22 protein-coding genes and 1 tRNA gene are annotated in these 24,374 nt (G+C 60.9%); 10 read left to right on the forward strand and 13 right to left on the reverse strand.

Annotation, left to right across the window (positions count from 1 at the left end; genetic code table 11):
* The first annotated feature begins 33 nt into the window (after window positions 1-33).
* Window positions 34-903: a protease modulator HflC gene (gene hflC, locus N902_RS0102125; RefSeq protein WP_027369585.1), complete on the forward strand. Its 870-nt coding sequence runs from the start codon at window positions 34-36 to the stop codon at window positions 901-903.
* A 60-nt stretch (window positions 904-963) separates the two neighbouring features.
* On the opposite strand, the gene N902_RS0102130 is transcribed toward hflC, so the two are convergent.
* The 13 genes from N902_RS0102130 to N902_RS0102185 form a co-directional block, all read right to left on the reverse strand.
* Window positions 964-1,974 (reverse strand): Gfo/Idh/MocA family protein, encoded by a 1,011-nt coding sequence (locus N902_RS0102130; RefSeq protein WP_027369586.1) that lies wholly within the window; start codon window positions 1,972-1,974, stop codon window positions 964-966.
* A 14-nt stretch (window positions 1,975-1,988) separates the two neighbouring features.
* Complete coding sequence (gene lpxB / locus N902_RS0102135; protein WP_084287602.1) at window positions 1,989-3,197, reverse strand: lipid-A-disaccharide synthase; 1,209 nt, start codon at window positions 3,195-3,197, stop codon at window positions 1,989-1,991.
* 197 nt (window positions 3,198-3,394) lie between these two features.
* Entirely contained in the window at window positions 3,395-5,629 is a 2,235-nt protein-coding gene (gene pnp, locus N902_RS0102140; protein WP_027369588.1) for a polyribonucleotide nucleotidyltransferase, read from the reverse strand.
* A gap of 281 nt (window positions 5,630-5,910) precedes the next feature.
* Window positions 5,911-6,180 carry a 30S ribosomal protein S15 gene (gene rpsO, locus N902_RS0102145; RefSeq protein WP_027369589.1) on the reverse strand — a complete coding sequence of 90 codons (270 nt, stop codon included), beginning with the start codon at window positions 6,178-6,180 and terminating at the stop codon, window positions 5,911-5,913.
* A 49-nt stretch (window positions 6,181-6,229) separates the two neighbouring features.
* On the reverse strand, window positions 6,230-7,162 hold the full coding sequence (truB, locus tag N902_RS0102150; protein ID WP_027369590.1) for a tRNA pseudouridine(55) synthase TruB: 933 nt from the start codon (window positions 7,160-7,162) through the stop codon (window positions 6,230-6,232).
* Between the two features lie 66 nt (window positions 7,163-7,228).
* Window positions 7,229-8,203, reverse strand: coding sequence for a DHH family phosphoesterase (locus N902_RS15990; RefSeq protein WP_034621264.1), 975 nt, complete (start codon window positions 8,201-8,203; stop codon window positions 7,229-7,231).
* On the reverse strand, window positions 8,178-8,519 hold the full coding sequence (gene rbfA / locus N902_RS0102160; protein WP_027369591.1) for a 30S ribosome-binding factor RbfA: 342 nt from the start codon (window positions 8,517-8,519) through the stop codon (window positions 8,178-8,180). The genes N902_RS15990 and rbfA overlap by 26 nt, the downstream gene beginning before the upstream one ends.
* A 13-nt stretch (window positions 8,520-8,532) precedes the next feature.
* The gene (locus N902_RS0102165; protein WP_027369592.1) at window positions 8,533-8,820 is read right to left on the reverse strand and encodes a DUF503 domain-containing protein; all 288 of its coding nucleotides are present in this window, start codon (window positions 8,818-8,820) and stop codon (window positions 8,533-8,535) included.
* A 20-nt stretch (window positions 8,821-8,840) separates the two neighbouring features.
* Window positions 8,841-11,576 (reverse strand): translation initiation factor IF-2, encoded by a 2,736-nt coding sequence (gene infB / locus N902_RS0102170; protein ID WP_027369593.1) that lies wholly within the window; start codon window positions 11,574-11,576, stop codon window positions 8,841-8,843.
* Window positions 11,573-11,863: a YlxR family protein gene (locus N902_RS19045; RefSeq protein ID WP_341830619.1), complete on the reverse strand. Its 291-nt coding sequence runs from the start codon at window positions 11,861-11,863 to the stop codon at window positions 11,573-11,575. Before N902_RS19045 ends, infB begins: the two co-directional genes overlap by 4 nt.
* Window positions 11,860-13,215 carry a transcription termination factor NusA gene (nusA, locus tag N902_RS0102175; protein WP_027369594.1) on the reverse strand — a complete coding sequence of 452 codons (1,356 nt, stop codon included), beginning with the start codon at window positions 13,213-13,215 and terminating at the stop codon, window positions 11,860-11,862. Before nusA ends, N902_RS19045 begins: the two co-directional genes overlap by 4 nt.
* A gap of 45 nt (window positions 13,216-13,260) precedes the next feature.
* Window positions 13,261-13,716: a ribosome maturation factor RimP gene (locus N902_RS0102180; protein WP_027369595.1), complete on the reverse strand. Its 456-nt coding sequence runs from the start codon at window positions 13,714-13,716 to the stop codon at window positions 13,261-13,263.
* 69 nt (window positions 13,717-13,785) lie between these two features.
* Window positions 13,786-13,861, reverse strand: a tRNA-Gly gene (locus tag N902_RS0102185).
* A gap of 95 nt (window positions 13,862-13,956) precedes the next feature.
* Between N902_RS0102185 and N902_RS0102190 the strand changes: the two genes are divergently transcribed.
* From N902_RS0102190 to recR, 9 genes are all read left to right on the forward strand, one after another.
* Window positions 13,957-14,826 carry an NAD(+)/NADH kinase gene (locus N902_RS0102190; RefSeq protein ID WP_027369596.1) on the forward strand — a complete coding sequence of 290 codons (870 nt, stop codon included), beginning with the start codon at window positions 13,957-13,959 and terminating at the stop codon, window positions 14,824-14,826.
* 122 nt (window positions 14,827-14,948) lie between these two features.
* Entirely contained in the window at window positions 14,949-16,154 is a 1,206-nt protein-coding gene (gene mltA / locus N902_RS0102195; protein ID WP_084287612.1) for a murein transglycosylase A, read from the forward strand.
* A gap of 158 nt (window positions 16,155-16,312) precedes the next feature.
* A complete protein-coding gene (gene gatB / locus N902_RS0102200; protein WP_027369598.1) occupies window positions 16,313-17,749 on the forward strand; it encodes an Asp-tRNA(Asn)/Glu-tRNA(Gln) amidotransferase subunit GatB in 1,437 nt (478 codons plus the stop codon).
* A gap of 255 nt (window positions 17,750-18,004) precedes the next feature.
* Window positions 18,005-19,048 carry an S-methyl-5-thioribose-1-phosphate isomerase gene (gene mtnA, locus N902_RS0102205; protein WP_027369599.1) on the forward strand — a complete coding sequence of 348 codons (1,044 nt, stop codon included), beginning with the start codon at window positions 18,005-18,007 and terminating at the stop codon, window positions 19,046-19,048.
* A gap of 107 nt (window positions 19,049-19,155) precedes the next feature.
* Complete coding sequence (gene der / locus N902_RS0102210; RefSeq protein WP_027369600.1) at window positions 19,156-20,481, forward strand: ribosome biogenesis GTPase Der; 1,326 nt, start codon at window positions 19,156-19,158, stop codon at window positions 20,479-20,481.
* Between the two features lie 77 nt (window positions 20,482-20,558).
* On the forward strand, window positions 20,559-21,485 hold the full coding sequence (locus tag N902_RS0102215) for a branched-chain amino acid transaminase (protein ID WP_027369601.1): 927 nt from the start codon (window positions 20,559-20,561) through the stop codon (window positions 21,483-21,485).
* Window positions 21,486-21,553: 68 nt separating this feature from the next.
* On the forward strand, window positions 21,554-23,176 hold the full coding sequence (gene dnaX / locus N902_RS16000) for a DNA polymerase III subunit gamma/tau (protein WP_084287645.1): 1,623 nt from the start codon (window positions 21,554-21,556) through the stop codon (window positions 23,174-23,176).
* 179 nt (window positions 23,177-23,355) lie between these two features.
* Window positions 23,356-23,664, forward strand: coding sequence for a YbaB/EbfC family nucleoid-associated protein (locus tag N902_RS0102225; protein ID WP_027369602.1), 309 nt, complete (start codon window positions 23,356-23,358; stop codon window positions 23,662-23,664).
* A 92-nt stretch (window positions 23,665-23,756) separates the two neighbouring features.
* Window positions 23,757-24,365: a recombination mediator RecR gene (gene recR, locus N902_RS0102230; RefSeq protein WP_027369603.1), complete on the forward strand. Its 609-nt coding sequence runs from the start codon at window positions 23,757-23,759 to the stop codon at window positions 24,363-24,365.
* The last annotated feature ends 9 nt before the right edge of the window (window positions 24,366-24,374 follow it).

The following is a 24,374-nucleotide window of genomic DNA, read 5'->3' on the forward strand; positions in this document are numbered from 1 at the left end:
ATAGTTTCACTTAAATGAAGGACATATTCGTATATGGCAGTACAAAAATCGCCTATAGCCGTGGCTGTGGTCTTGGTCCTGCTGCTCATCGGCATCAGCCAGACCTTTTATACCGTGGATGAGACCGAGAAGGGAGTGGTTCTGCAGCTTGGAAAGCCGGTGGGAGACACCGTTGGCCCGGGGCTGCATTTCAAGCTTCCCTTTGTCCAGGACGTGGTTACCTTTGATAGTCGGATCCTGGAGTACGACGCCGAGCCGGCCGAGGTGATCACCAAGGACAAGAAGACCTTGGTGGTGGACAACTACGCCAGGTGGCGGATCAAAGACCCCCTGCTCTTTTACCGGACCGCCCGGACCGTGGAGGGAGGGACCTCCAGGCTGGACGATATTGTCTACTCCGAGCTGCGGGTGGCCCTGGGCCGATACACACTGAGCGAGATAGTATCCACCAAGCGGGCGGATATCATGGATCAGGTGCTGAAAACCACCAGGCGGGATCTCCAGCCGTACGGGATTCAGGTCTGGGATGTGCGGGTCAAGCGGACGGATCTTCCCGGGGAGAACCAAAACGCGATTTTCGCCCGCATGGAGTCAGAACGGGAGCGGGAGGCCAAGCAGTATCGTTCCGAAGGTGAGGAAGAGGCGGCCAAGATCAGGGCCGAAGCGGACAAGGACCGGTCCATTATGCTGGCTGAAGCTGAGCGCAAGGCCCAGATCATGCGCGGTGAGGGAGACGCCATAGCCACAAAGATCTACGGGCAGGCCTTTGGCCGGGATCCCGAGTTCTACGCCTTCACCCGCAGTCTGGAGGCATACAGGTCAGGATTCGGGCAGAACTCCGATCTGGTCCTGTCTCCGGACAGCAGCTTCTTCAAGTACCTGATGAGCATGGACAAGCAATAGGCGGGCTGGATCGCGCAAGAGCTGCAGAGAGCCCCTGAGGCGAGGCCAAGGCCGGGTTGATCAGAACCCGGCCTTTTTTTCGGCCAGCTTTTGGCGTCTGCTCATTTCCGAGAGGATGATCTCCGCCGTTTGCAGGGCGCGAAGCCCGTCCTGTCCGGAGACAACCGGGGGGGTTGTCTCCCGTATGCTGCGGGCAAAGCTCTGCAGCTCGTGTTTCAGGGCATTGGACTGGGCCGGCTGCGGGGTATGCAGGTACACGGACCGGGCCTGCTCCCCCACGCCGATCTGGCCAATGGAGGTTGAATCCAGATCCGATGGGATGGGGGCCTGGTCCAAGTGCAGGATCTCTGTCTTCTGCTCCAGAAAGTCGATGGCTATGTAGGCCTTGCTTTGAAACATGCGCATCTTGCGCATGTCCTTGGCCGATATCCGGCTGGCGGTCAGGTTGGCCACTGCTCCGTTTTCGAACTCCAGGCGGGCATTGGCGATGTCCTCGTTGCCGGATACAACCCCTACCCCGCAGGCCTGAATGGAGTCCAGGGGGGCTGGGATCAGGGCCAGGACGATATCGATGTCGTGGATCATCAGGTCCAGGACCACACTGACGTCCAGTCCCCGGGGATTGAACTGGCTCAGCCGGTGGGATTCTATGAACAGGGGATCCAGTGGATATCCGGCCAGGGATTGAAATGCGGGGTTGAACCGTTCGATATGCCCGACCTGGAGAATACGGTTTGCCTCCTCGGCGTGGCGGATCAGCTCTTCAGCCTGGCTGGAGCTGGCGGTTATCGGCTTTTCCACGAACAGGTGGCACCCGCGGTCCACAGCCGCACAGGCCACCCGGTAGTGATGGGCGGTGGGGACCACGATGGATACGGCCTGGACCTGGTCCAAAAGATCTTCAGGAGACAAAAAGGCTTGGCAACCGCAGCTTGCCGCGACTTCCCGGCATCGGTCGGGGTCCAGATCGCAGACACCGACCAGGTTCAGCTCCGGTATGCCGGCGGCCAGCTTGGCGTGGATGGACCCCAAGTGGCCGACTCCGATGACCCCAAATGAGAGAGCAGACATAGGCACAGTCCTTCTTAGCCTGCGGCAGTGTCCAGGATCAGCCGGGCAGCCGTGGTTGAGGCGGTGTGCGCTCCGAGCATGGAGCGAATATCCTGGAGCCTGTCGCGGATTGCATATCGTTTCTCCGGATGTTCCAGCCAGTCCACGGCCTGTGCGGCCAGAACCCCGCCCCGGACCCGCTGCTGGATGTATTCCGGGTAGACGCCCTGGTTCAGGATGAGATTGGGCATGCTGATGTAGGGTACATCGATCACCGTGCGGGCGATGGTGTAGCTCAGCCAGGAGATCCGATAGGCCACCAGGGTGGGCAGGCCCAAGACCGCACACTCCAGGGTGGCGGTTCCGGAGGCGCTGAGGACCAGGCTGCAGGCCTTGAGCTCCGAAAAGCGGTGGGCAAAATCTGCGATGTGCACCGGGATGTCCCTGGGCCACAGGGAGAGGAGCTCCTCCCTGGCCACCCCGTCGGCCCGGCACAGGACGAAGCTGGCCGACGGCCGATGCCGAAGGATAAGCCTGGCCGCCTGAGCGAACCTGGGGAGCAGGGCGGCGATCTCCTTGCGTCTGCTCCCGGGCAGGAGCCCGATCCGGTCCGGGACTTCCCGGATCTGATCCAGGGAACTGAGGTCCATATGTTCGAGCAGGGGATGGCCGACAAAGGCCACTTCCAGGCCGTGGCTGGCGAAAAAGTCCTGCTCAAAGGGAAAGATGCACAACAGCTGGTGCACGTAGCGGCGCAGAAAGTGGACCCGGTATGTCCGCCAGGCCCAGACCTGGGGGCTGATGTAGTAAATGACCGGTATTCCCAATGAATGGGCCATCTTGGCCACCCGGAAGTGAAAGTCCGGAGCATCCAGGAGCACGACGCAGCTGGGACGGTGCCGGCGAAGGGCTTTTTTGATCCGGGCGTAGAGAGAGACGATGCGGGGCAGGGCAGAGAGGACCTCGGTCAGCCCCATGACCGAGAGGTCTTCGGCCCGGAAAAGTGCAGTGAATGGAGCCGCCCGCATCCCGGCACCTCCCATGCCCAGCAAAGGGGTGTCCGGGGCCTGGCTGTGCAGGGCGTGGACCAGGCCGGCCCCATGCATGTCAGCAGAGGTCTCGGCTGCGCTGATCCAGATGGGAGATCTCGTGGATGTGTGTTTCAAGGCGTGTAGTACAGTGCCGCCGGGACTGGCGCGGCATAGGTTGAGGGAGCACGGACCCAGCAGGGACAGATCGTCCATATTAATGAGAGCAAAAAGTTGTTTACTTTTTGCGTGCTGCACTCAGCTGCGCGGGAAATAAATTCCCGCTTGCTTCATCCGCGAGTCCCGCCTATGGCGGGACTACAAATGGGTGCGAAATGTAGAGAACATTTCGCACCCATTTGTAACAGGGATCAGCGCACAGCCGCAGTCGGCGGCTATGCGCCTTTGCAGCTTTAGGAGTCCTTGTTCTTGGGGGAGGATCTGGGACCTCTGGAGTCCTTGTTCCGCGGTCCTCCGCCGGGCTTTTTGCCCCCGCCCCCGCCGGGGCCCCGGCCGCTGGGCATGGTAAAGGGCTTGCCCTGTTCCTCCAAAAGAACCGCCTTGCGGCTCAAGCGGATCTTGCCGGTGTTCTCCTCGATCTCAATGACCTTGACCCGGAGCTCATCGCCGAGCTTGAGGTAGTCGTGGATGTTCTCCACCCGTTCTGTATCGATCTGGGAGATGTGGACCATGCCTTCCACTCCGGGAAGGATTTCCACAAATGCACCGAAGTCCTTGATGCTCTTGACTTTTCCATCGTAGGTCTTGCCCAGTTCCGCCTTTTGGTCGTAGAACATGACCATATCGATGGTTTCCTGCAGGGTGCTCTGGTCCGGGGCAAAGATGGATATCTTGCCGCTGTCTTCAATATCTATGGAGGCCCCGGTGGCCTTGGTGATAGCCCTGATGTTCTTGCCTCCCGGGCCGATGACATCCTTGATCCGGTCCGGATGAACCTCGATCACCTTCAGCTGCGGGGCGTGCTCCGAGAGATCAGTGCGCGGCCGGGACAGGACGTTGTCCATATTGTCCAGGATGTGCATCCTGGCATCCCGGGCCTGGTGTAGGGCCTTCTTCAGGACCTCGGATGTGATCCCCGAGATCTTGATGTCCATCTGAATGGCTGTGATCCCGTCCTTGCTTCCGGCCACCTTGAAGTCCATGTCTCCCAGGTGGTCTTCATCCCCAAGGATGTCGGTAAGTATGTAGAATTCTTCCCCGTCCTGGATCAGCCCCATGGCAATACCGGCTACCTGAGAGGAAACAGGGACTCCGGCGTCCATCAGGGCCAGGCTGCCGGCGCAGACAGTGGCCATGGACGAGGAGCCGTTGCTTTCCATGACCTCGGCCACGATGCGAACGGTAAAGGGGAAGTCCTCAGCGAAGGGGAGCACCGGGGACAGGGCCCTTTCGGCCAGGGCGCCGTGTCCGATTTCCCGCCTGGAGGGACCCCGGGGCATCTTGACCTCCCCCACGCAATACGGGGGAAAGTTGTAGTGCAGCATAAAGCGCTTGCTGACTTCTCCGGACAGGGTCTCCACATGCTGTTCGTCCTGGGTCCCGCCGAGGGTGACCGTTCCCAGAACCTTCGTTTCCCCGCGCCCGAAGATGGATGACCCGTGCACCCGGGGAAGAACGCCGACCTCAATCCCCAGGTCGCGAACGGTCTTCATGTCCCGGCCGTCGATCCGCGTCCCGGTGTCCTTGATCTTTTTCCGGACCAGCTCGCTCTCCAGCTCTTTAAGCAGGCCGGAAGCCTTCTTCAGTCGATCCGGCTCTTCGGGGTAGCGTTCGGCCATTGCGGTCATCAGGTCCTCTTTGACCGCCTTCACCGCCTCAGTGCGTTCCGCCTTGGTCGGGATACTCAGGGCAGATTCCAGCTTGGGTGCGGAAAACTCCCGGACTGCGGCTTCCAGCTCGGAATCGGGCTCCGGTTCGGCCACCGGGAGCTTGTCCGCCCCTACCTGACTGCGCAGCTCGTGCTGCATCTTGATCAGGGGCTGGATCTGCTCATGCCCCCAGGCTATGGCTTCGGCCATGAGCTCTTCAGAAGCGAAGTCGGCTCCGCCTTCAACCATAACCACGGCATCTTCGGTAGCGGCCAAAATGAGGTTGATCTGGCTGAACTCCAGCTCCGCCTGGCTGGGGTTGAGGACGAACTCATTGTCCACGTAGCCGATTCTGGCCCCGGCGATAGGGCCGTTAAAGGGTATCTTGGACAGATGCATGGCGGTGGAGGCCCCGGTTATGGCCAGGACATCCGGATCGTGTTTGGGATCGGCGGACAGGACCGTGGCCATGATCTGCACTTCCTGGCGGAAGCCTTCCGGAAACAGGGGGCGGATGGGTCTGTCGATGAGCCTGGATACCAGGGTTTCCCGTTCGCTGGGCCGGCCGATTTCCCGCCGGAAGTAGCTGCCGGGAATGTTCCCCGAGGCATAGGACATCTCCTGATACTCGACGATCATGGGCATGAAATCGAGCTCCCGGTCCGAGGGCTGAGTCACTGCGGTGACCAGGACCACGGTATCTCCGCACTGGACCCAGGTGCTGCCGTGGGCCTGGTTGGCCAGCCGCCCGGTCTCGATGATAAACGGCTCGTTATTGATCTGGGTTGTCAGGCGTGTGGGTTGGAAAGGACTTTTCATGTGTATTCTCTTCCTCCTTGGCGAGGTGGTCTTGGGCCGCCTTCAGTATGCAGTCCGGACGATTGTCGCCCAATGCACTCTGCGGTCTTGCCCCAAGCGACTGCCGTGACGGCGCACATTTTTTGCGGGAAGCCACAAAGAGCTTGGGGAAACCTGAGCATTGACGGGATACTGTCCGGATATGCCCGGCTGCAGGCGGCAATGGGCAGAAAAAAGCCCGGGACAAGCCGAATGGCTGAAAAAAGGCAGGGACTGTCGTCGCACAGTCCCTGCCTGAAGTTCTATTTGCGAAGGTTGAGCCTGCCTATCAGTTCCCGATAGCGGTTCACATCCTTGTTCCGCAGGTAGTTCAGCAGCTTGCGCCGCTGTCCAACCAGCTTGAGCAGGCCGTTTCGGGAGTGGTAGTCGTGCTTGTGATCTTTAAAATGCTCAGTCAGATAGCTGATGCGCTTGGTGAGCAGAGCGACCTGGACCTCTGGGGATCCGGTGTCGTTTTCGTGCTGCTTGTACTCTTCAATAATGTTCTTTTTGTCCTCAACTGTCAGAGCCACAGCGTCCTCCTTCATACCCTGTTGTGTGTTGTTTATAAATCTGGCCAGCTCACCGTTTGGCCCACAGTCCTCTGAGCACTGCCCAGTACAGGCCCTGCTGGTGCTGCTTGGTTTCGGCCAAAGCCAGCGCTTTGCCCTCTGGGGTCAGCAACAGCGCCTGCCGGCCGGGCTGTGTGGGCTGCCAATCCGGGAAGTGGGATACCTCGATCCGGCCACCGTTGGCGATCTGTTCGGCCTGGGCCTGGCTCGTGTACAGACGAGGCCAGTGCGGCAGGCTCTCTTCCAGAGGGATGACCCGCTCTGCAAAGCGATCCGGTGTCTTAAGCACGCTCTGCAGGGAATGGGCGTGCTCAAGGAGAAAGGGTTCGGATTCTTCCCGAATCAAGCTGGTGAGTACGGCGCCGCACCCGAGTCGTTGCCCCAGGCTGTGGGCCAGGGAACGGACATAGGTGCCTGCGGAACACCGAAGACGAAAGCTAACTCGCGGCAAGTCTACGTGCAAGACCTGGACTTGGTCAATAGCCACCGGTTTGGTCTTGACCGGAATATCCTTGCCGGCCCGGGCCAAGGAGTAAAGGGTCCTGCCCTTGTGCTTGGCCGCGGCATAGGGGGGAACGATCTGTTCGGTCAGCTCCTTCCAGCCCAGAACCTCCTGCTCCACCTGGGCCGGAAGAAGATCCTCCCACGACCCGGATCCGGTCACTGTACCCTGGATATCGTATGTGTCCGTCTCCGTCCCCAGTTCCAGTGCGCCCCGGTAGGCCTTGGCCCCGGACGTCAGGTAGGGGGCAAGCTTGGTGCCCTGTCCCAGGAGCACAACCAGGACGCCGCTGGCCATCGGGTCCAGGGTCCCGGCGTGTCCGATCTTGGGCTGACCGAGCTCGCGCTTGATTCTCTGGACGCAGTCCGAGGAAGTCGGGCCCTGGGGTTTTTCCAGGACCAGGATGCCGTGAAGCTGAGAGGATGCCTGGGGTTTTGGCATAGGATCTACCATGAAATCAAGATGTTGGTGTCCAGCTGTCGCAGGTGGGCTGAGCGCAAAGGAGGGTCAGTCCATGCGGTGGGGCCAGCCCGTGCGGGCGCAAATGGTTTGGACAATCCTTTCTTCCGCGTCCTGTAGTGGACCAGGGATCGATCCTCCAGCTGCATTGGGATGGCCGCCTCCTCCGAGCTCGGCGGCGATGTCCCGGACATTTACTTCCCCCCAGGTCCGCAGGCTGAACTTCACTCCATCCTCTTCTTCGCGAAGACTGACGGCCACCACCACCCCCCGCAGTCGGCGGACATAGTCCACCAGGCCTTCGCAGTCCTCCAGGGTGGCCCCGGTCTGATCACGCAGGGCCCGTGGGGCTCGGATTATGCCGATTTTCCCCTCTCCCCGCACCGATACATCCTGCATGGCCCGGCCGTGCAGGTGGAGCTTGGCCAGGGGCCACTGACGCTGCAGTTTGGCCTGGAATCCATCCAGGTCCAGCCCGCAGGCCTGGATCTCAGAGACAATGTCCAGGGTCTGGGGGGTGGTGTTGCTAAAGCTCAGGGAACCGGTGTCGGCCATGAGAGCAAGATACAGGGCCTCACCCAGATGGCCCTGAAGGGGAAAGCCAAGCCGGCGGGCGGCCAGGGCGATCATCTCTCCGACCGAGGACATTGCGGGATCCACCCAGTTCAGGGAGCCGAACAAGGTGTTCCCGGTATGATGGTCAATGTTGAGCACATCCTGAGCGCGGAACACAGCAGCAAGCTCTGTTCCCACCCGGTCCAGATCGGCACAGTCCAGGATGACGATGCACCGGCCGGAGAGCCCCGGGGGAGAGGAAACAACCGGCCAGGGAGCAGTCAGCCAGGAGAAGCGATCCGGAAGTCCTTGGGGCACAAGGATATGCCCGGTCTTTCCCATCAAGGCCAGCACGTGGGCCAGGCCGACCAGGGAGCCCACGGCATCCCCATCCGGATTGGCATGAGCGGTGAGGAGGAATGTGCGGGAGCTGCGCCAGCGGTCAAGTATCTGCGATAGGGGGGTCATGAATCGTCTCTTCCAAAAAGCTGTCCCAGACAAAGCGGAGCTCAGGCACATGGCGCAGCTTGATCCGTTTGCCGAGCATGGTCCGCATATAGCCGCGGGCAGCATCCAGCCCCTGTTGGACCTCGGAGTGCCGGACCGGGCTCTGGCCGTGGGTGTACAGGACTTCGGCCACAGTCAGATCCGTATTCAGGCGCACGCCGCTGACAGTAACCAGCTCCAGGCGCGGATCCTGGATTTCCTGGACCAGGATCCGACCCAGCTCGTGCATGATCATCTCTTCCAGCCGGATGGCCCGGCGCGAATATGCCTTGCGCATAGAACTCCCCTTGTCAGCCGCTGAAGATCTCGGTGCTGAAATGGACGATCTCTTCCGAGGTCGCGGCCTCGATCATTGCATAGGCCTTCTGCAGCTGGGAATCCACCCGCTTGGCTTCATTGGCCACTGTGACCACCCCCAGGATGAGGACATCCGTGATATCCTGGGCCTCAACTTCAGCCACTGCAACGTTGAACTTGTTGCGCAGCTTGCGTTTTATGCTGGCGGCAATGCTCCGCTTGGCCTTGATCGAGGTCAGGCCGTGGAGCCGAAACTCAACCTTGAGGATTCCGATGTGCATACCGGCCCGCTGCCCTGATCCTACTCCAGGGTGGCTTTTTCCTGAAACTCGGAAAAGGCCTCGATGATGTCCCCAGCCTTGATATCATTGAATTTTTCCAAGCCCACACCGCATTCGTAGTCCTTGGTCACTTCCTTGACGTCGTCCTTAAACCGCTTCAGGGAACTCAGCTTGCCGGTGTAGATAACCACGCCGTCCCGGAGCAGGCGAATGCCGGCGTTGCGCTGGAGCTTGCCGTCTAAAACGAAGCATCCGGCCACAGTGCCCACCTTGGGTACGGAGAAGATGTCCCGGACCTCGGCCTGTCCCAGGTATTCTTCCTTGGTGACCGGAGCCAGCATTCCGGCCATGGCTTCTTTGACCTCGTTCACCAGGTGATAGATGACATTGTAGAAACGTATATCCACGCTTTCCTGGTCGGCCAGGTCCTTGACCTTGGCCGTGGGCCGGACATTGAAGCCGATGATCACCGCTGCCGAGGCCGAGGCCAGCTTGATGTCCGATTCAGTGATCGCCCCGATCCCGCCGTGGATGATGTTCACCTTCACCTCGCTGGTGCCCTGCTTTTGCAGGGATTCGGTGATGGCTTCCAGGGAGCCCTGGACATCGGCCTTGAGGATCAGATTGAGGTTCTTGATCTCTTCTTCGGCCTTGGCGGCAAAGAAGCTCTCCAGGGTGACCTTGGTTTCCTTGGCCAACTCCCGTTCCCGGTGCTTGGCCTGCCTGGTTTCGGCGATCCGTTTGGCGACCTTGTCGTTTTCCACGACCACGAATTCGTCCCCGGCATTGGGCACGCCTTCAAACCCTTGGACCTCAACAGGCATGGACGGCCCGGCTTCGTCTATCTTTTGCCCCATGTCGTTGAACAGGGCCCGGGCCCGGCCTGAATACAGGCCGCATACAAACGGATCAGAGGTGCGCAGGGTGCCTTCCTGGATAAGGACCGTACCCACCGGGCCGCGTCCCTTGTCCAGCTTGGCTTCCACAATGTGGCCCCTGGCCCGCTTGGCGGGGTTGGCCTTCAGCTCCAGGACCTCGGTCTGGAGGAGGACCATCTCCAAGAGCTCGCTCAACCCGATCCGCTGTTTGGCGGATATATAGGCGTAGATGGTCTCTCCGCCCCATTCTTCCGGAATCAGGCCCAGGTCGGCCAATTCCCTCTTGACCCGGTCCGGATCGGCATTGTCCTTGTCGATCTTGTTCACAGCCACAATAATGGGCACCTGGGCCGCCTTGGCGTGGTTGACCGCTTCCTTGGTCTGATCCATCACCCCGTCGTCTGCGGCCACAATGAGGATGACCACGTCCGTGACCTGCGCCCCGCGGGAGCGCATTTCAGTGAACGCCTCATGGCCCGGCGTGTCCAGAAAGACCAGGGTCCCGCCCTCGGTCTGCACGTGGTAGGCCCCGATATGCTGGGTGATGCCCCCGGCCTCGGAATCCATGACATGGGACTTGCGGATGGCGTCCAGCAGGGATGTCTTGCCGTGGTCCACGTGGCCCATAATGGTCACCACCGGTGGGCGGGGCATGAGCTCTTCCGGGTTGTCCTCCTTCTGGGGCAGGACGTACTCCTCCTCGGAAAAGCCGACCTTTTCCACCTCGTATCCGAACTCGGATGCGACCAGGGTGGCGGTGTCCACATCCAGGGACTGGTTGATGGTGGTCATCACCCCGAGGTTGAACAGGCTCTTGATGATGTCCTGGGCCTTGATTCCCATCTCCTGGGCCAGGTCCGCGACCCGGATGGCTTCTTCCATCCGGATCTTGCGCTTGGCTGCTTTCAGAGGCTGGGTAGGCTGGGGAACGGCTTGGGGCTTGGGACCTTTCCTAGCCTGAGGGGCCGTCGGTTTTTTCCTTCGTCCTTTGCCCCGGGGCGGCTTTTCCGGAGCTTCGGCCTGTTTTTTGGCACCCTTGCCCTGGCGGGACTCATCCTGGGTGTACAACCCGGAGACGTCCACAGTCCGCTTGTCCTTCTTCCGCTTTTTGCCCTGCTTCTCTTGATCTTTTCCTGCGGATTCCTCTCCCGCCGGAGCTGCGGGCGGCGCTTCCGGTTCAGGCGCGGCCTCGGGCCGGGATATGACTGTGACCTGAGGGGGCGGGGTCTCTTTCTTCTTTCTCCGTCCCCGCTTCTTTTTCCCCGGCTTGGCTTCGGACTGGGGTTCAGTCCCTTGTGCCCCTTCAGCCGGCGCGTGCTCCCCGGCAGCAGACTCTTCGGGTTCGGAGCCAGCAGGGGGGGTGGGTTCGGCCCGGGACGGCTCCTCGGGGGACGTAGGGGGCTGCTCGGCCTGGAGCTCGACAGCGGACGTCTCGTGGGACTGGTCCGGGCCCGCGGGCTGCCGGGGAGAGACCTCGCCGCTTTCGGCAGCCGGGGGCTGTTCAGGTTCCGGCTGAACAGGGACTTCGGGCTCTGCTTCCGGCTGTTCGGGGCCAGCTTCAGGTCCCGGAGGCTCGGTCCCTTCAGAAACAGGGGAAACCGCTTCCTGCTCCCGGCCGTCTGATTCGGCCTCATGGGCCTTTTTGCGCTGACCTCGCCTGCGGCGGACGATGACCCCGGACGGAGTTACCTTGTCCTGGGAGGCATGATCCCCTGCATGGTCTTTGACTTTGGCTCTGACGCTCTCAACCTGCTCGTCGCTGAGGCCGCTCATGTGACTTTTGACCTGGATATTTTCTTCCCGGAGAATATGGAGCAGCTCCTTGTTGGACAGGCCCAGCTCGGCTGAGAGTTCTCGTACTCGCATTTTGGTGTTCATGACTCCCCCCTACACTTCTTCTGCCACCCCTTGTGACGGGTCAAGGCTCTTTGGCATCCGGGGTCGGAACAGAGGTAAAAACCGCGCCCGGGCAGGATTTGTTGCGGATCAAACTTCAGTGTCAACCGACCGTGGTCGTCTCGCCGACATACGTACCGTTGGAGATTATATTTGGGCAGGCGCGTCCGGCAGATGCAGCACATGCGCTGCGGGATATGCCGTCGGCCGCCGCCGGGCTTGGAAGGAGCATCTGCTGCTTGCGGGCTGTCCGGATAGCTGCTGATCATGCGTCCTCTTCAGGGTCGTCTTGAGCCGTTTCGTTCGCCTCCGGGCCCGCCCAAGGCTCCTGATCGTCCCCGGGTTCAGTTTCTTCCGGCGGTTGCGCGTCGGCATCCGAGGCAGGAGCGGCGTTTCTGCTCAAAAGATTGACCGCGGACCTGAGGTCATCCAGTCTCTGCTCATTCATGCCTTCCAGCTGGAGCAGCTCCTGGTCGGATGCGGATTGCAGGACTTCCAGGCTGTTCAGGCCGGCGGCATAGAACTGATCCACGGAGATGCCGGTTACGCTGGCTACGTGTTCCACGTCCTGGCGATGGGCGTACATTTCCCCGTATCTGCTCTCAGTTACGATATCGATTTTCCAGCCCAGCAGCTTGCTGGCCAGCTTCACGTTCTGTCCCTTGCGGCCGATTGCCAGGTGGTGCTGGCTGTCCGGGACCACAACCTCCAGGGCCTTGTCGTCTTCGTCTACTGTGATACTGGATATCCGGGCCGGAGACAGGGCGTTGACCGCGTAGGTGGTGATGTCCGGGCTCCAGAGCACGATGTCCACCCGTTCGCCCTTGAACTCCTGGACGATCTTGTTGATGCGCGATCCGCGGACTCCGACGCAGGCCCCGACGGGATCCACATCCCGGTCCCGGGAGAGAAGGGCGATCTTGGCCCGGAAGCCGGGATCTCTGGCCACCCCCATGATCTTGATCGTTCCGTCGCTGATTTCCGGGACTTCGATCCGGAACAAGGCGGCCATAAAGTCGGGGTGGGAACGGGACAGGACGACCTGCGGACCTTTGCCTTCCTTCTTGACGTCGATAATATAGCCCTGGATCCGGTCACCCCGGCGATAATGCTCCTTGGGAACCTGTTCTTCCTTGGGCAGCAAGGCCTCGGTCCGGCCCAGGTTGACAATCCAGCCCGACCGGTCCCGGCGCTGGACGGTCCCGCTGATGATCTCCCCTTTGCGCTCTATGTACTCTTCATAGATGATTTCCTGCTCCGCGTCCCGCATCCGCTGGATGATCACCTGCTTGGCGGACTGGGCGGCAATGCGCCCCAGGTTTTCCACATGCAGCTTGAACCCCAGCTCGTCTTCCAGCTCGACGTTGGGATCCACCTGTTTGGCTTCTTCCAGGCTGATCTCAGTGTCCGGATCGTCGATATCCTCGGTGACGATCTTGAACTGATAGACCTCGACGTCCCCGGTCTCTTCATTAAAGTTGACTTCAATGTCCAGCTTGTTGTTGAACTTTTTGTTCACGGCTGAGCGCACAGCCTCTTCCAGGGTGTCGATAAGGACGTCACGGTCGATGCGCCGTTCCTTGCTGATGTGGTCTATGGACTTCTTCAGTTCCAAACTCATGGGCGGATCTCCAGGCTCTGCTTCCGTCGGCCGTGAAGCAAAGGATCAACGGCCGGAATAGATAAGGTGCATTTTATGTATCTGGTCCCAGTGCAGAACCACGGTCTGGGTTTTGCTGTTCAGGGTGATCTCGTTGTCCGCGGCCTGCAGCAGGGTCCCTTTCCATTTTTTGCGTCCCTGGACCGGGTCCTTGAGGGTGACGGCAACCGGGTGGCCGATGTAGTCTGCCAGCTGATGAAAATGGAAAAAAAGCCGTTCCAGTCCGGGGGACGAGACTTCCAGGACATATGAGCCGGGTATGGGATCATCAACATCCAGGAGCATGCTGATGTGCCTGCTGGCCTCAGCGCACTGGTCTACGCTCACCCCCTGTTCGGAGTCCAAAAAGACCCGCAGCTTCCCTCCCTTGGGGGAGGAGGGGGGTTCGATCCCCCACAGGGTAAGGCCCAGGGAACGGACAATCGGTTCGATAAGGCTGACGAGGTGTTCGTGCTGATTCATCGGGTTCTAAATCAAAAAAAAAGTGGACCATGCGGTCCACTCCCTTGGATACACGTTCTGGAAAAGGAGTGGAGCGGGTGACGGGGATCGAACCCGCGACACCAAGCTTGGGAAGCTTGTACTCTACCAGCTGAGCTACACCCGCTCGATCAGGAGATTCATGGCAGCTTTCCCTGTATTTGTCAAGAGCCCGACTGGCCGCTCTTGAATCGGAAAGGAGTTTGGACTAAGACAAGGGCAATGCGCACACCGATTTCAACAATCCATCTCATAACCAAAAGCGGACACACTCAGGCCGAACGCCTGGGTACAGACATTCAGCGCTGGCTGCACCGGCGGGGTCTTCAGGCCAGGATCGTGCCTCTGGACAACTATGTCCACGCTGAGCCGGGATGCAGCTCCCTGCCGGACATGATCCTGGTTCTGGGCGGGGACGGAACCCTGTTGCGGGTGGCCGGGCGGGTGGCCGGCCTGGGAGTTCCGATCCTGGGGATCAATTACGGGCAAGTGGGGTTTTTGGCCGCCCTGAGTCCGGAGGAATGGGAGGCGGTCCTGCCCCGGATTGTTGAGGGCAGGTATCAGATCAGTCCGCGGATTGTCCTGGGTTATGGCCTGCAGCGGGACGGGGGGATGGTCCGCTCCGGATGGTTCATCAACGATATGGTGGTCGGCAGGAGTGGGTTGGCCCGTCTGGTCCGGCTGAGCATCTGGAGCGGGGGGAAGCTGATCTCGGCCCTGCGGGCCGATGGGGTGATCGTCTCTACCCCGGTGGGGTCCACGGCCTATGCGGCCGCAGCCGGAGGAGGGCTGATCAGCCCTGAGCTTGAGGTCATGGAGATCTGCCCGGTCTGCCCCTTTATGAGCGAGTTCCGGCCCTTGATCCTTCCCAGCAGTCAGGAAGTCTCCATCCGGGTGGAATCCACCGCCCCGGAGTGCTTCATCACCCTGGACGGTCAGTCCGGCTGGCCCCTGCACCAGGGAGATGAGATCAGCATCCAGGCCTTACAGGGCAGGTTCCTGCTGGTTGAGCCGGATGGCACTTCTTTTTTCCAGCACCTGCAAAGGGTCGGATATCTCTCCTCCGGACAGGAGAAGGCGGACAGAGAATAAGGTTCTTCGACGAAGCCTGTGTTTTGTGTTTGCCGTCTCTTCTGTGTGCCCACTTTCTGGGGCGAAGAGCCGAGAATACGTGCTGAACGCTGTGGGTGTATTGGGCAGAGCAGGAGATATGCATGAGCCTACGTTCAACTGTTTGGAGCTGGTTGTGGATGGGTGCGGTCTGGGCCGGACTGGTTCTGGCCTGTCCGGGCTGCGGGGGGAAAGAGCCGGTGGAGCCCGGTTTCGACCGGTTGCAGACCCGGGAGATGAGAAGCTTTTGCCGCGGCCTGGATCCGGCCACCCAGGGGCTGGACTCCTGGCTGGACCTGGCCGGACCCTTGGAACGCACTCTGGATGCCCTGCAGGGCCGGAACAGTGAAGAGACTGTCCTGGACACCCCGGAACTGACCCTGACAGTGGGGGACTTGCAGGCCACACTGGGCCACATGCTGCGCATCCTCCCGGACCTGCAGGCCGATCCCGGGCTGCTGGAACGGGAGTTCGTCCTGTATCAGCTGCGCCCCGGTCCAATGTTTACCGGCTACTACCAGCCCAGGCTCCAAGCCAGCCTTGAGCAGGCTCCCGGCTATCCCCACCCCCTGTATGCCCCGCCCGAGGATCTGCAGCGCGTGGATCTGGGCCGTTTTCATCCCAGATGGAAGGGGCAGAGCCTGATATACCGGATTGCTGACGGAGAGGCTGTGCCCTATCATACCCGGGCCGAGATCGACGGCCGGGATGTTCTGGAAGAAAAGGCCGAGGTTGTGGCCTGGGCCCGGGATGCGGTGGATGTCTTTTTTTTGCAGATCCAGGGCTCCGGGCAGCTGCAGCTTCCCGACGGGGAAACGGCTCACATCGGCTACGCCGGAAAGAACGGCCGGGAGTACGTTTCCCTGGGCCGGGTTTTGGTGGACAGGGGGCACATGAGCTATGAGGGCTTGAGTATGCAGTCCATCCGGGCCTTCCTGGACCAGCATCCGGAATTGATGCCCGAGATTTTGTACACCAATCCCAGCTACGTGTTCTTCCGGCTGCGGTCAAACGGGCCGTATGGGGCTCTGGGCCGGGTGCTGACTCCCAGGGTCAGCCTGGCCACCGATCCGTCGTTACTCCCCCTGGGGGCACTGCTGGCCATGGAAGTGGACTTGCCAGGTTCTGCAAGCAAAGATACACTCTCTGGTTTCGGTCTGGCCCAGGATGTGGGCGGAGCCATCACCGGACGGCACGTGGATCTGTACTGCGGCAGCGGTGCACAGGCGGCCCGGGTTGCCGGACGGCTGAAGACCCGCGGCCGGCTCGGGGTCCTGGTGTCCAGGACCGTGCTTACCTCGAAACACTAGGCCCGCCTGATGCAGTACAGGGCGCCGGAGCTGCTGGACGCGTATCGGAATGCAGGACGCGAATACAGCCGGCGGTCTTGTGCGGAGACAGGGCAGAGAAATGCCGGTCCATCGTCCCCAGTGGCCGAAGGGCGTTTGAGATCCCTTAGGAGTGATCAATGTGGTTTGAAGCTGTAATTGGACTGGAAGTCCATGCCCAACTGAGCACCAAGTCCAAGCTGTTCTGTGCCTGCTCCACCCGCTTCGGGCAGGAGCCGAACTCCCATGTTTGTCCGGTCTGCGCCGGCATGCCCGGAGCCCTGCCGGTCATGAACAAGAAGGCCGTGGAGTATGCAGCCAAGATGGCCCTGGCTGTGGACTGTACAGTCAATCGGCGCTCGATCTTCGCCCGCAAGAACTATTTCTATCCCGACCTGCCCAAGGGATATCAGATCTCGCAGTACGAAATCCCCCTGGCCGAGAACGGCCATCTGGATATCGAGACCGAGGCCGGGGAGAAGAGGGTGGGGATTGTGCGCATTCACATGGAGGACGATGCGGGAAAATCCATTCACTCCCCGGCGGAGAACATGAGCTTTGTGGATCTCAATCGGACCGGGGTCCCCCTGATCGAGATCGTCAGCGGTCCGGATCTGGCCTCAGCTGACGAGGCTGTGGCCTATCTGAAGGGACTGCGGAGCATTCTGCTCTATCTGGGAATCAGCGACGCGAATATGGAAGAGGGAAACTTCCGCTGCGACGCGAACGTGTCCATCCGGCCCCGGGGCGATACCGGGCTGGGAACCAGGGCGGAACTGAAGAACATGAATTCTTTCCGTCATGTGCACAAGGCCCTGGAATACGAGATCTCCCGGCAGGTCGCCCTGGTGGAGGACGGCGAGGAGGTGGTCCAGGAGACCAGGCTTTTTGATCAGGACAAGGGGCAAACCAGACCGATGCGGGGCAAGGAAGAGGCCCACGACTATCGATACTTTCCCGATCCGGACCTGGTGCCGGTGGCTGTGGACGAAGAGGAGCTCAAAGCCTGGCGGGAAGGGCTGCCTGAGTTGCCCCGGACCAAGGCCCGGAGGTTTGCACAGGCCTACGGCCTGTCCTCCGCAGATGCCCGGCTGTTGACCCAGGAGCAGGACCTGGCCGACTATTTTGAAGCCGCGGCTGCTCAGGCCGGGCCCAAAGAGGTGAGCAACTGGATGCTGACCGAGATGCAGCGCGAGCTCAAAGAACGGGACATGAAGGCCGCCCAGGTCTCTTTGCGCCCGGAGCAGCTGGCGGCATTGATCAATCTTATCGCCCGGGGTACGATCAGCAACACCATCGGAAAACAGATCTTCCCCGAGCTGTTCACGTCCGGAGAGGACCCGGAAACCTATGTACAGGCCAGGGGGTTGTCCCAGATCTCGGATCAGGGGGAGCTGGACCAGGTGGTGGACGAAGTCCTGGACGAGAATCCGGAGGAAGTGCAGTCCTATCTGGGCGGAAAATCCAAGCTGCTCAGTTTTTTCATGGGCCAGGTAATGAAAAAGACCAAGGGGCAGGCCAATCCCAAAATGGTCAACTCCCTGCTTGAGGCCAAGCTGGAAGCCAAACGGGGCTGACAGATAGAGCGCCGCACCTTTACCATGGGCCCGGGAGCATGAAGATGTGCCTGCCAAGGGCAGAGTTGCAGGCGCAGAAGACAGAGCACAGAGGACAGAAAAATCAAGGCCCTTCGACACAGAAAATGGAATTGCACACAGAAGAGATGGCAGACTCCAAAAATCCACAGGCTAGGTCGAAGAACCAAAATCAATTGGTTACGGGCTCCAGCTTGGCTCATCGTTGACACCAATCGACCTTTTGCGGTTCCGTCTATGAAGCGACATATCAGATTTTCGGAATCCGAACCGGCCCTGCTGCTGTTGGATCAGCGCTTCCTGCCGGACCGGGAAAAGTGGTTCGTCTGCCGCAGGGTGCAGGACGTGATTGCAGCTCTGCAGGACATGGTGGTCCGGGGAGCCCCGGCCATAGGGGTCAGCGCAGCCTATGCCTGCTGTCTGGGCGCGGCCTCCCTGGATCCCTCGGATCGCACCTGGCAGAAGCGGCTGGATGAAAAGCTGGACCGCTTGAGCCGGGCCAGGCCGACGGCGGTGAACCTGCAGCACAGTGTGCAGCGCATGCGCCGGGCCTGGAAGGCCGATCCGGATATCCCCCTTGCCGATCTGCGCTGGATGTGGGGCAAGCTGGCGAAGGATATCCACAACGAGGATATCGTAGCCAACAAGGCCATGGGCCGTTTGGGCCAGGAACTGATCCAGGAAGGCTGGACGGTCATGACCCACTGCAATGCCGGAGCCCTGGCCACCGGTGGCTACGGGACGGCCCTGGGCGTCATCCGGGCGGCCAAGTCCGCCGGCAAGACGGTCGGCGTGGTGGCCAACGAGACACGGCCCTTCCTGCAGGGGGCCCGGCTGACGGCCTATGAGCTGCAGCAGGACGATATCCCGGTCCGGGTGGCCTGCGACAACGCCGCAGCCCTGCTCATGTCCCGGGGGCTGATCCAGGCGGTTATCGTTGGAGCGGACCGCATTGCGGCCAACGGGGACACGGCCAACAAGATCGGTACCTACGGACTGGGGCTGCTGGCCCAGGCCCACGGGATCCCTTTTTACGTAGCCGCGCCCATATCCACAATCGATACCCGGGCCGAATCCGGGGAGGACATCCCCATTGAAGAGCGGACGGCCCGGGAGGTGACCCATGTACAGACCACCCGGGTTGTGCCGGAAGGTGTCCCTGTATTCAACTACGCCTTTGACATCACCCCGCACAGGCTGATTACGCATATCATCACCGAAACAGAGATCATGTCGCCCCCCTTTGATCAGAACATCGCCCGGGCGGTGCGGGAGGCATGAGCTGTAGGGAGCGGTTTTCCGGGAAGGGGAGACACGGGCCGTGCCCCTGACCTCTTCCGGGAAACAAGGGCCCGATATCTGAAATCTTTTTTTATCCAGAGCCTTTCATGAACGCATGTCCCCTTGTGGCTGTCATCGGCCGCACCAATGTGGGCAAGTCCACCCTTTTCAACCGTCTCCTGCGGCAGAACAAGGCCCTGACCCACGACCGGCCCGGCGTGACCAGGGACCGGATGTACGGCCAGGTGCAGGCCGAGGAGCGCTGCTTCGCCCTGGTGGATACAGGGGGCATTGAGCCGGAATCCGAAGAGCACCTCCAGTCCACGATCATGGAGCAGGCCAGGGAGGCCATCGATGAGGCCCAGCTCATCCTTCTGGTCGTGGACGGCAAGAAAGGGCTGTCCCCCATTGACCAGGAGCTGGCCGTGCTCATTCGCCGGAGCCGGAAGCCGGTGCTTCTCGTGGTCAACAAGGTGGACGGTCCGGAGCAGGAGACAGGGTGCCTGGCGGACTTTCACGCCCTGGGGCTGGAGATGACCGCCGTGTCTGCAGCCCATGGATACGGCTGTCCTTTTCTTGTTCAGGCCATCATGCAGCGCCTGCCGGAACAAAGCGCGGAGACATCCGATGCTCAGAAGACCCATCCGGATCTGAGTCTCGCCCTCCTGGGACGGCCCAATGTGGGCAAGTCCTCCTTGATCAATACCCTGTTGGGAGAAAAACGGCTTATTGTCAGTCCTGATGCCGGGACCACCAGGGACAGCGTGGATGTGGTCCTGGACCGGGGGGAGAGCAGGTATCTGTTTGTGGATACAGCTGGGGTCCGGCGCAAGAGCCGGATCCGGGATTCCCTGGAACGCTACAGTGTCCTGCGGGCCCTGAAAAGCAGCAAGCGGGCCCAAGTGACCATTCTGGTGGTTGATGCCGCCCAGCCGCTCAGTGTTCAGGACAAGAGGCTGTTGTCCTTTCTGGACAAGGAAAAGACGCCCTTGATCCTGGCCCTGAACAAGATCGACCTCATCTCCAGACCTCAAAGGCCGAAGGTCAAGGCATATTTTGAACAGGAACTCAGGTTTTGTCCCCACGTCCCGGTCATTGCCACCTCCAGCGTGACCCGGGCTGGATTGGGCGGTCTTCTGCCTCTGGCCGAAAAGCTGTGGGCCGAGTGCGGACAGCGGGTGACCACCGGGGAGCTGAACCGGGTCCTGCAAGAGATGACATCCAGACACCAGCCTCCGGTGGTCAAGGGGCGCAGGGCCAAGTTCTATTATTTGACCCAGGCCGAGTCCACTCCGCCCACCTTTGTATTTTTCATGAACGACCGGGGCCTGTTGAAGGAAAACTATGCCAAGTATCTGGAGAAACAGATCCGCAAGCGTTTCGGGTTGAGCATGACCCCGATCAGTCTCGTCTTCCGGACCAGCCAGGGATGAGGCCGCGGACGCACAGAACATTTCCCTGAGAACATGTCTGAATAAACCCTATTCCCGCACAAAGAGGAGCGTGCTTCATGGTTCAAAAGACGGAGCAGATATGGTTTGACGGCCGGTTTGTCCCCTGGGGGGAGGCCAATGTCCACGTCCTGACCCATACCCTGCATTATGGGGTGGGCGTGTTTGAAGGCATCCGCTGCTATCGGTGCTCTGACGGTTCCTCGGCAGTGTTGCGCCTGGAGGAGCATGTGGACCGCTTTTTCGATTCGGCCAAGGTGGTCCAGATGGAGATCCCCTTTTCCCGGGAAGAGATCAGCCAGGCCATCCTGGATACCCTGCGGACCAACGGGCTGCAGGAGGGCTATGTCCGTCCGCTGGCCTTTATCGGCGACGGAGCCATGGGGGTCTATCCCGGGGACAACCCCGTGCATGTGATCATCGCTGTCTGGCCCTGGGGCGCCTACCTGGGCGACGAGGCCCTGCAGAAAGGGATCACGGTGAAGACCTCCAGCTTCACCCGGCATCATGTGAACGTGATGATGACCAAGGCCAAGGTCTGCGGGAACTATGTCAACTCCGTCCTGGCCAAACGGGAGGCCTTGGCCGATGGATACGACGAGTCCCTGCTTCTGGATGTGGACGGCTATGTAGCCGAAGCCTCGGGGGAGAACATCTTCATCGTCAAAAAGAGTGTGCTGAAAACCCCGCCCCTGGGGCCGGTCCTGCCCGGGATCACCAGAGACTGCCTGATAACCCTGGCCCGGGATATGGGCTACCGGGTCCAGGAGCAGCGGTTCACCAGGGATGAGATCTACACCGCGGACGAGGCCTTTTTCTGCGGAACCGCGGCCGAGGTGACCCCCATCCGGGAGCTTGACCGGCGCAAGATCGGACCTGGAGAGGCCGGAGCGGTGACCAAGCTCCTGCAGCAGGAGTTCTTCCGAGTGGTCCACGGGGACAACTTGAAGTACGCCGGATGGTTGACCCATTTCGGTCTGGAGTAGCCCATGAGGTGGTGGACGCCGTCAGCCAAGTGGGCTGCGGGCAAGAACCGGGAGCGAAGCAAACGGATATGGCTCAGACGCACCTGACTGCGGCCTATCGGCCCCAGCTCTTTTCCCAGGTTGTGGGGCAGGAGGCGGTGACCCAGATCCTGTCCCGGGCCGCCGGGGAGGGCAGGGTGGCTCCGGCCTATATGTTCAGCGGCACCAGGGGGGTGGGCAAGACAACTGTGGCCCGCATCCTGGCCAAGGCCATCAACTGCAGCCAGGGACCGGGGACGGAGCCGTGCAATACCTGCGAGTACTGCCGTCAGATCACCCAGGGCACAAGCCTGGATGTGGCCGAGATCGACGGCGCCTCGCACACCGGGGTGGATCATGTCCGCAAGCTGACCGAGGATGTGAGCTATGCCCCGCTGCACTGCCGCTATAAGGTAGTGATCATTGATGAAGCCCACATGCTCTCCCGCTCCGCCTTCAACGCCCTGCTCAAGACCCTGGAGGAACCGCCGGGCCACGTGTGTTTCATCCTGGCCACCACCGAGCCGCACAAGTTCCCGGCCACTATTGTCAGCCGCTGTCAGCATCTGGTCTTCAAGCGGGTGGAGCAGCAGGTCCTGGAAGGGCACATGGGATGGATCCTCGAGGAGCAGGGCATGGCCTACGAGTCTTCCGCCCTGAGGGTGCTGGCCCGCAAGGGGGGCGGAAGTGTCCGGGATTGCCTGTCCCTGTTGGGGCAGGTCATGGCCTTGGGACAGGAGGAGATTTCGACCCCGGCGGTCCAGTCCTTGCTCGGTCTGGCCGGCCAGGAGCTGATGCAGGAGTGTGTCCAGTCCCTGGCAGACCAAGACTGCGCCGCTGTTGTGAATCTGGTCCGGCAGCTGCTGGATCAGGGGTTGGATATCGGCTTTTTCCTTCAGGATCTGGCCCTGGCCTGGCGGAACCTGTTTATCCTGAAGCAGACCGGCGAGCAAGGCATACCCCTGCTGGACATGCCGGAGGAAGAGGCCAGGCAATGGCTAAAAAGAGCCGATGCTATCAGCATGCGCCAGATCCATGCCGCCTGGCAGATGACCCTGGAAGGCCAGAGACGGGTTGTCTCCAGCCCGGATCCGGCCCTGGCCCTGGAGCTGATGCTCATGAACCTCGCGTTTCTGCCCGAGCTGGTCGGGGTGGGCCAGGAAGGAGGCAGCGCACCCTCCAGGCGGAAAAAGGTCCCCGGTTCCCAAGCCGAGGGCAAAAAGCGCGCTCCTGGAGGCCCACCCGAGGCAGGTCCCGCGTCCGGGGCGGAGAGGCAGTCCGGGAACGGCGCGTCGACTGGCAGCAGGGACTGGGAGGGATTTTTGGCCTCGGTGCGGTCCAGAAAGGACAAGCCCCTGTCCCACCTGCATCTCATCCAGGGGCATGCAAACGGCAGCCGGCTTGAGCTCTACTGTCCAGGGTATATGGCCCAGCGTCTGCAGGACAGGGACAAGGTGGCCTGGCTGCAGGAGCGGGCCGAGGAGTATTTCGGATCCCGGATGGAGATCCGGGTCTGCCGAATGGATCAGGGTGGGACCCAGAATCAGCAGGAGGGGAAAAAAAAAATCCTGAACGAGCCCATGGTCCAGGAGGCCATTGAGCGTTTTGCGGCCCGGATTGTGGATGTGCAGACCGAACAGGCGGACCACGGGTCCGGACCAGAGAACGGGTGATTCGCGCTCCGGTATTCAGTTTTGGGCGGGATCAGAAGAGGGTGCGGGCCGCACGAGAGAGACGGCACACACATACGCAGCAAATGGTATTGGACTGGGGCCACGAACCAAACACGACATGCGGGATGGGGCAGCGGCCCTCCCGCTGGAACGACGAAATGATGATCAAGGGGTGATCAATGGGACTCAATGATATCATGCGCCAGGCGCAGGAGATGCAGAAGAAGATGGCCGACATGCAGGAAGAGCTGGCCAAGAAGACGGTGGAGGCCAGTGCCGGGGGAGGGATGGTCACGGTCACGGCCAGCGGGGCGCTGCAGATCGTTTCGGTCCGGATCGATCCGGCGGTTGTTGATCCTCAGGATGTGACCATGTTGCAGGACCTGATCCATGCTGCGTCCAATGAGGCCTTGAAGAAGGCCAGAGAGATGGCGGAAGGGGAGATGTCCCAGCTGACCGGAGGAATGAAGATCCCGGGGCTGATGTAGCATCCCGGATGCTCTTCGGGCCGCGGCGTGTGCGCTTTGAACCTCTTACCGCCCGGGGGCCTGCAGGTCCCCGGGGAGATGACGGCATATTTATGGATCGATTGCCGCAGGCACTGCAAACCCTGGTTGATCAGCTGGCTGCCCTGCCCGGAGTGGGCCGGAAGTCGGCTCTGCGGATTGGATTGACCCTGCTCAGCTGGCCGGAGGAAAAGGCCCGCGGCCTGGGGCGGGCGATCTGCGATCTGCGGAGCCAGCTCTGCGTGTGCAGCCAGTGCCGTAGTCTGACTGAAACCGATCCCTGTCCGGTTTGCAGCGATCCGCGTCGAGACGACGGACTGCTGTGCGTTGTGGCGGACTGGGACTCCCTGCTGGCCATTGACGAGGCCGGATTCTATCAGGGCAAATATTTTGTTCTGGGTGGGCTGCTCTCTCCCTTGGACGGGATCGATGCCGATCAGCTGGCCTTTGATCTCCTGCACACCCGCTTGGCACAGGGACTGGTTCAGGAGGTTGTTCTGGGGCTGGGAACCACCCGGGAAGGCGAGACCACCGAGTCCTATGTGCGCAATCTGGTGCACCGGGATTTCCCGGGGATTCGAATCACCCGCCTGGCTCAAGGCATTCCGGTGGGTTCTGATCTGAAATACATGGATCGGGAGACCTTGAAGCAATCCATGACCTACCGGCAGGCCCTGGGCTGAGCATAGGCA

The sequence above is a fragment of the Desulfovermiculus halophilus DSM 18834 genome, from assembly GCF_000620765.1.
GTDB classification, from domain to species: domain Bacteria; phylum Desulfobacterota; class Desulfovibrionia; order Desulfovibrionales; family Desulfothermaceae; genus Desulfovermiculus; species Desulfovermiculus halophilus.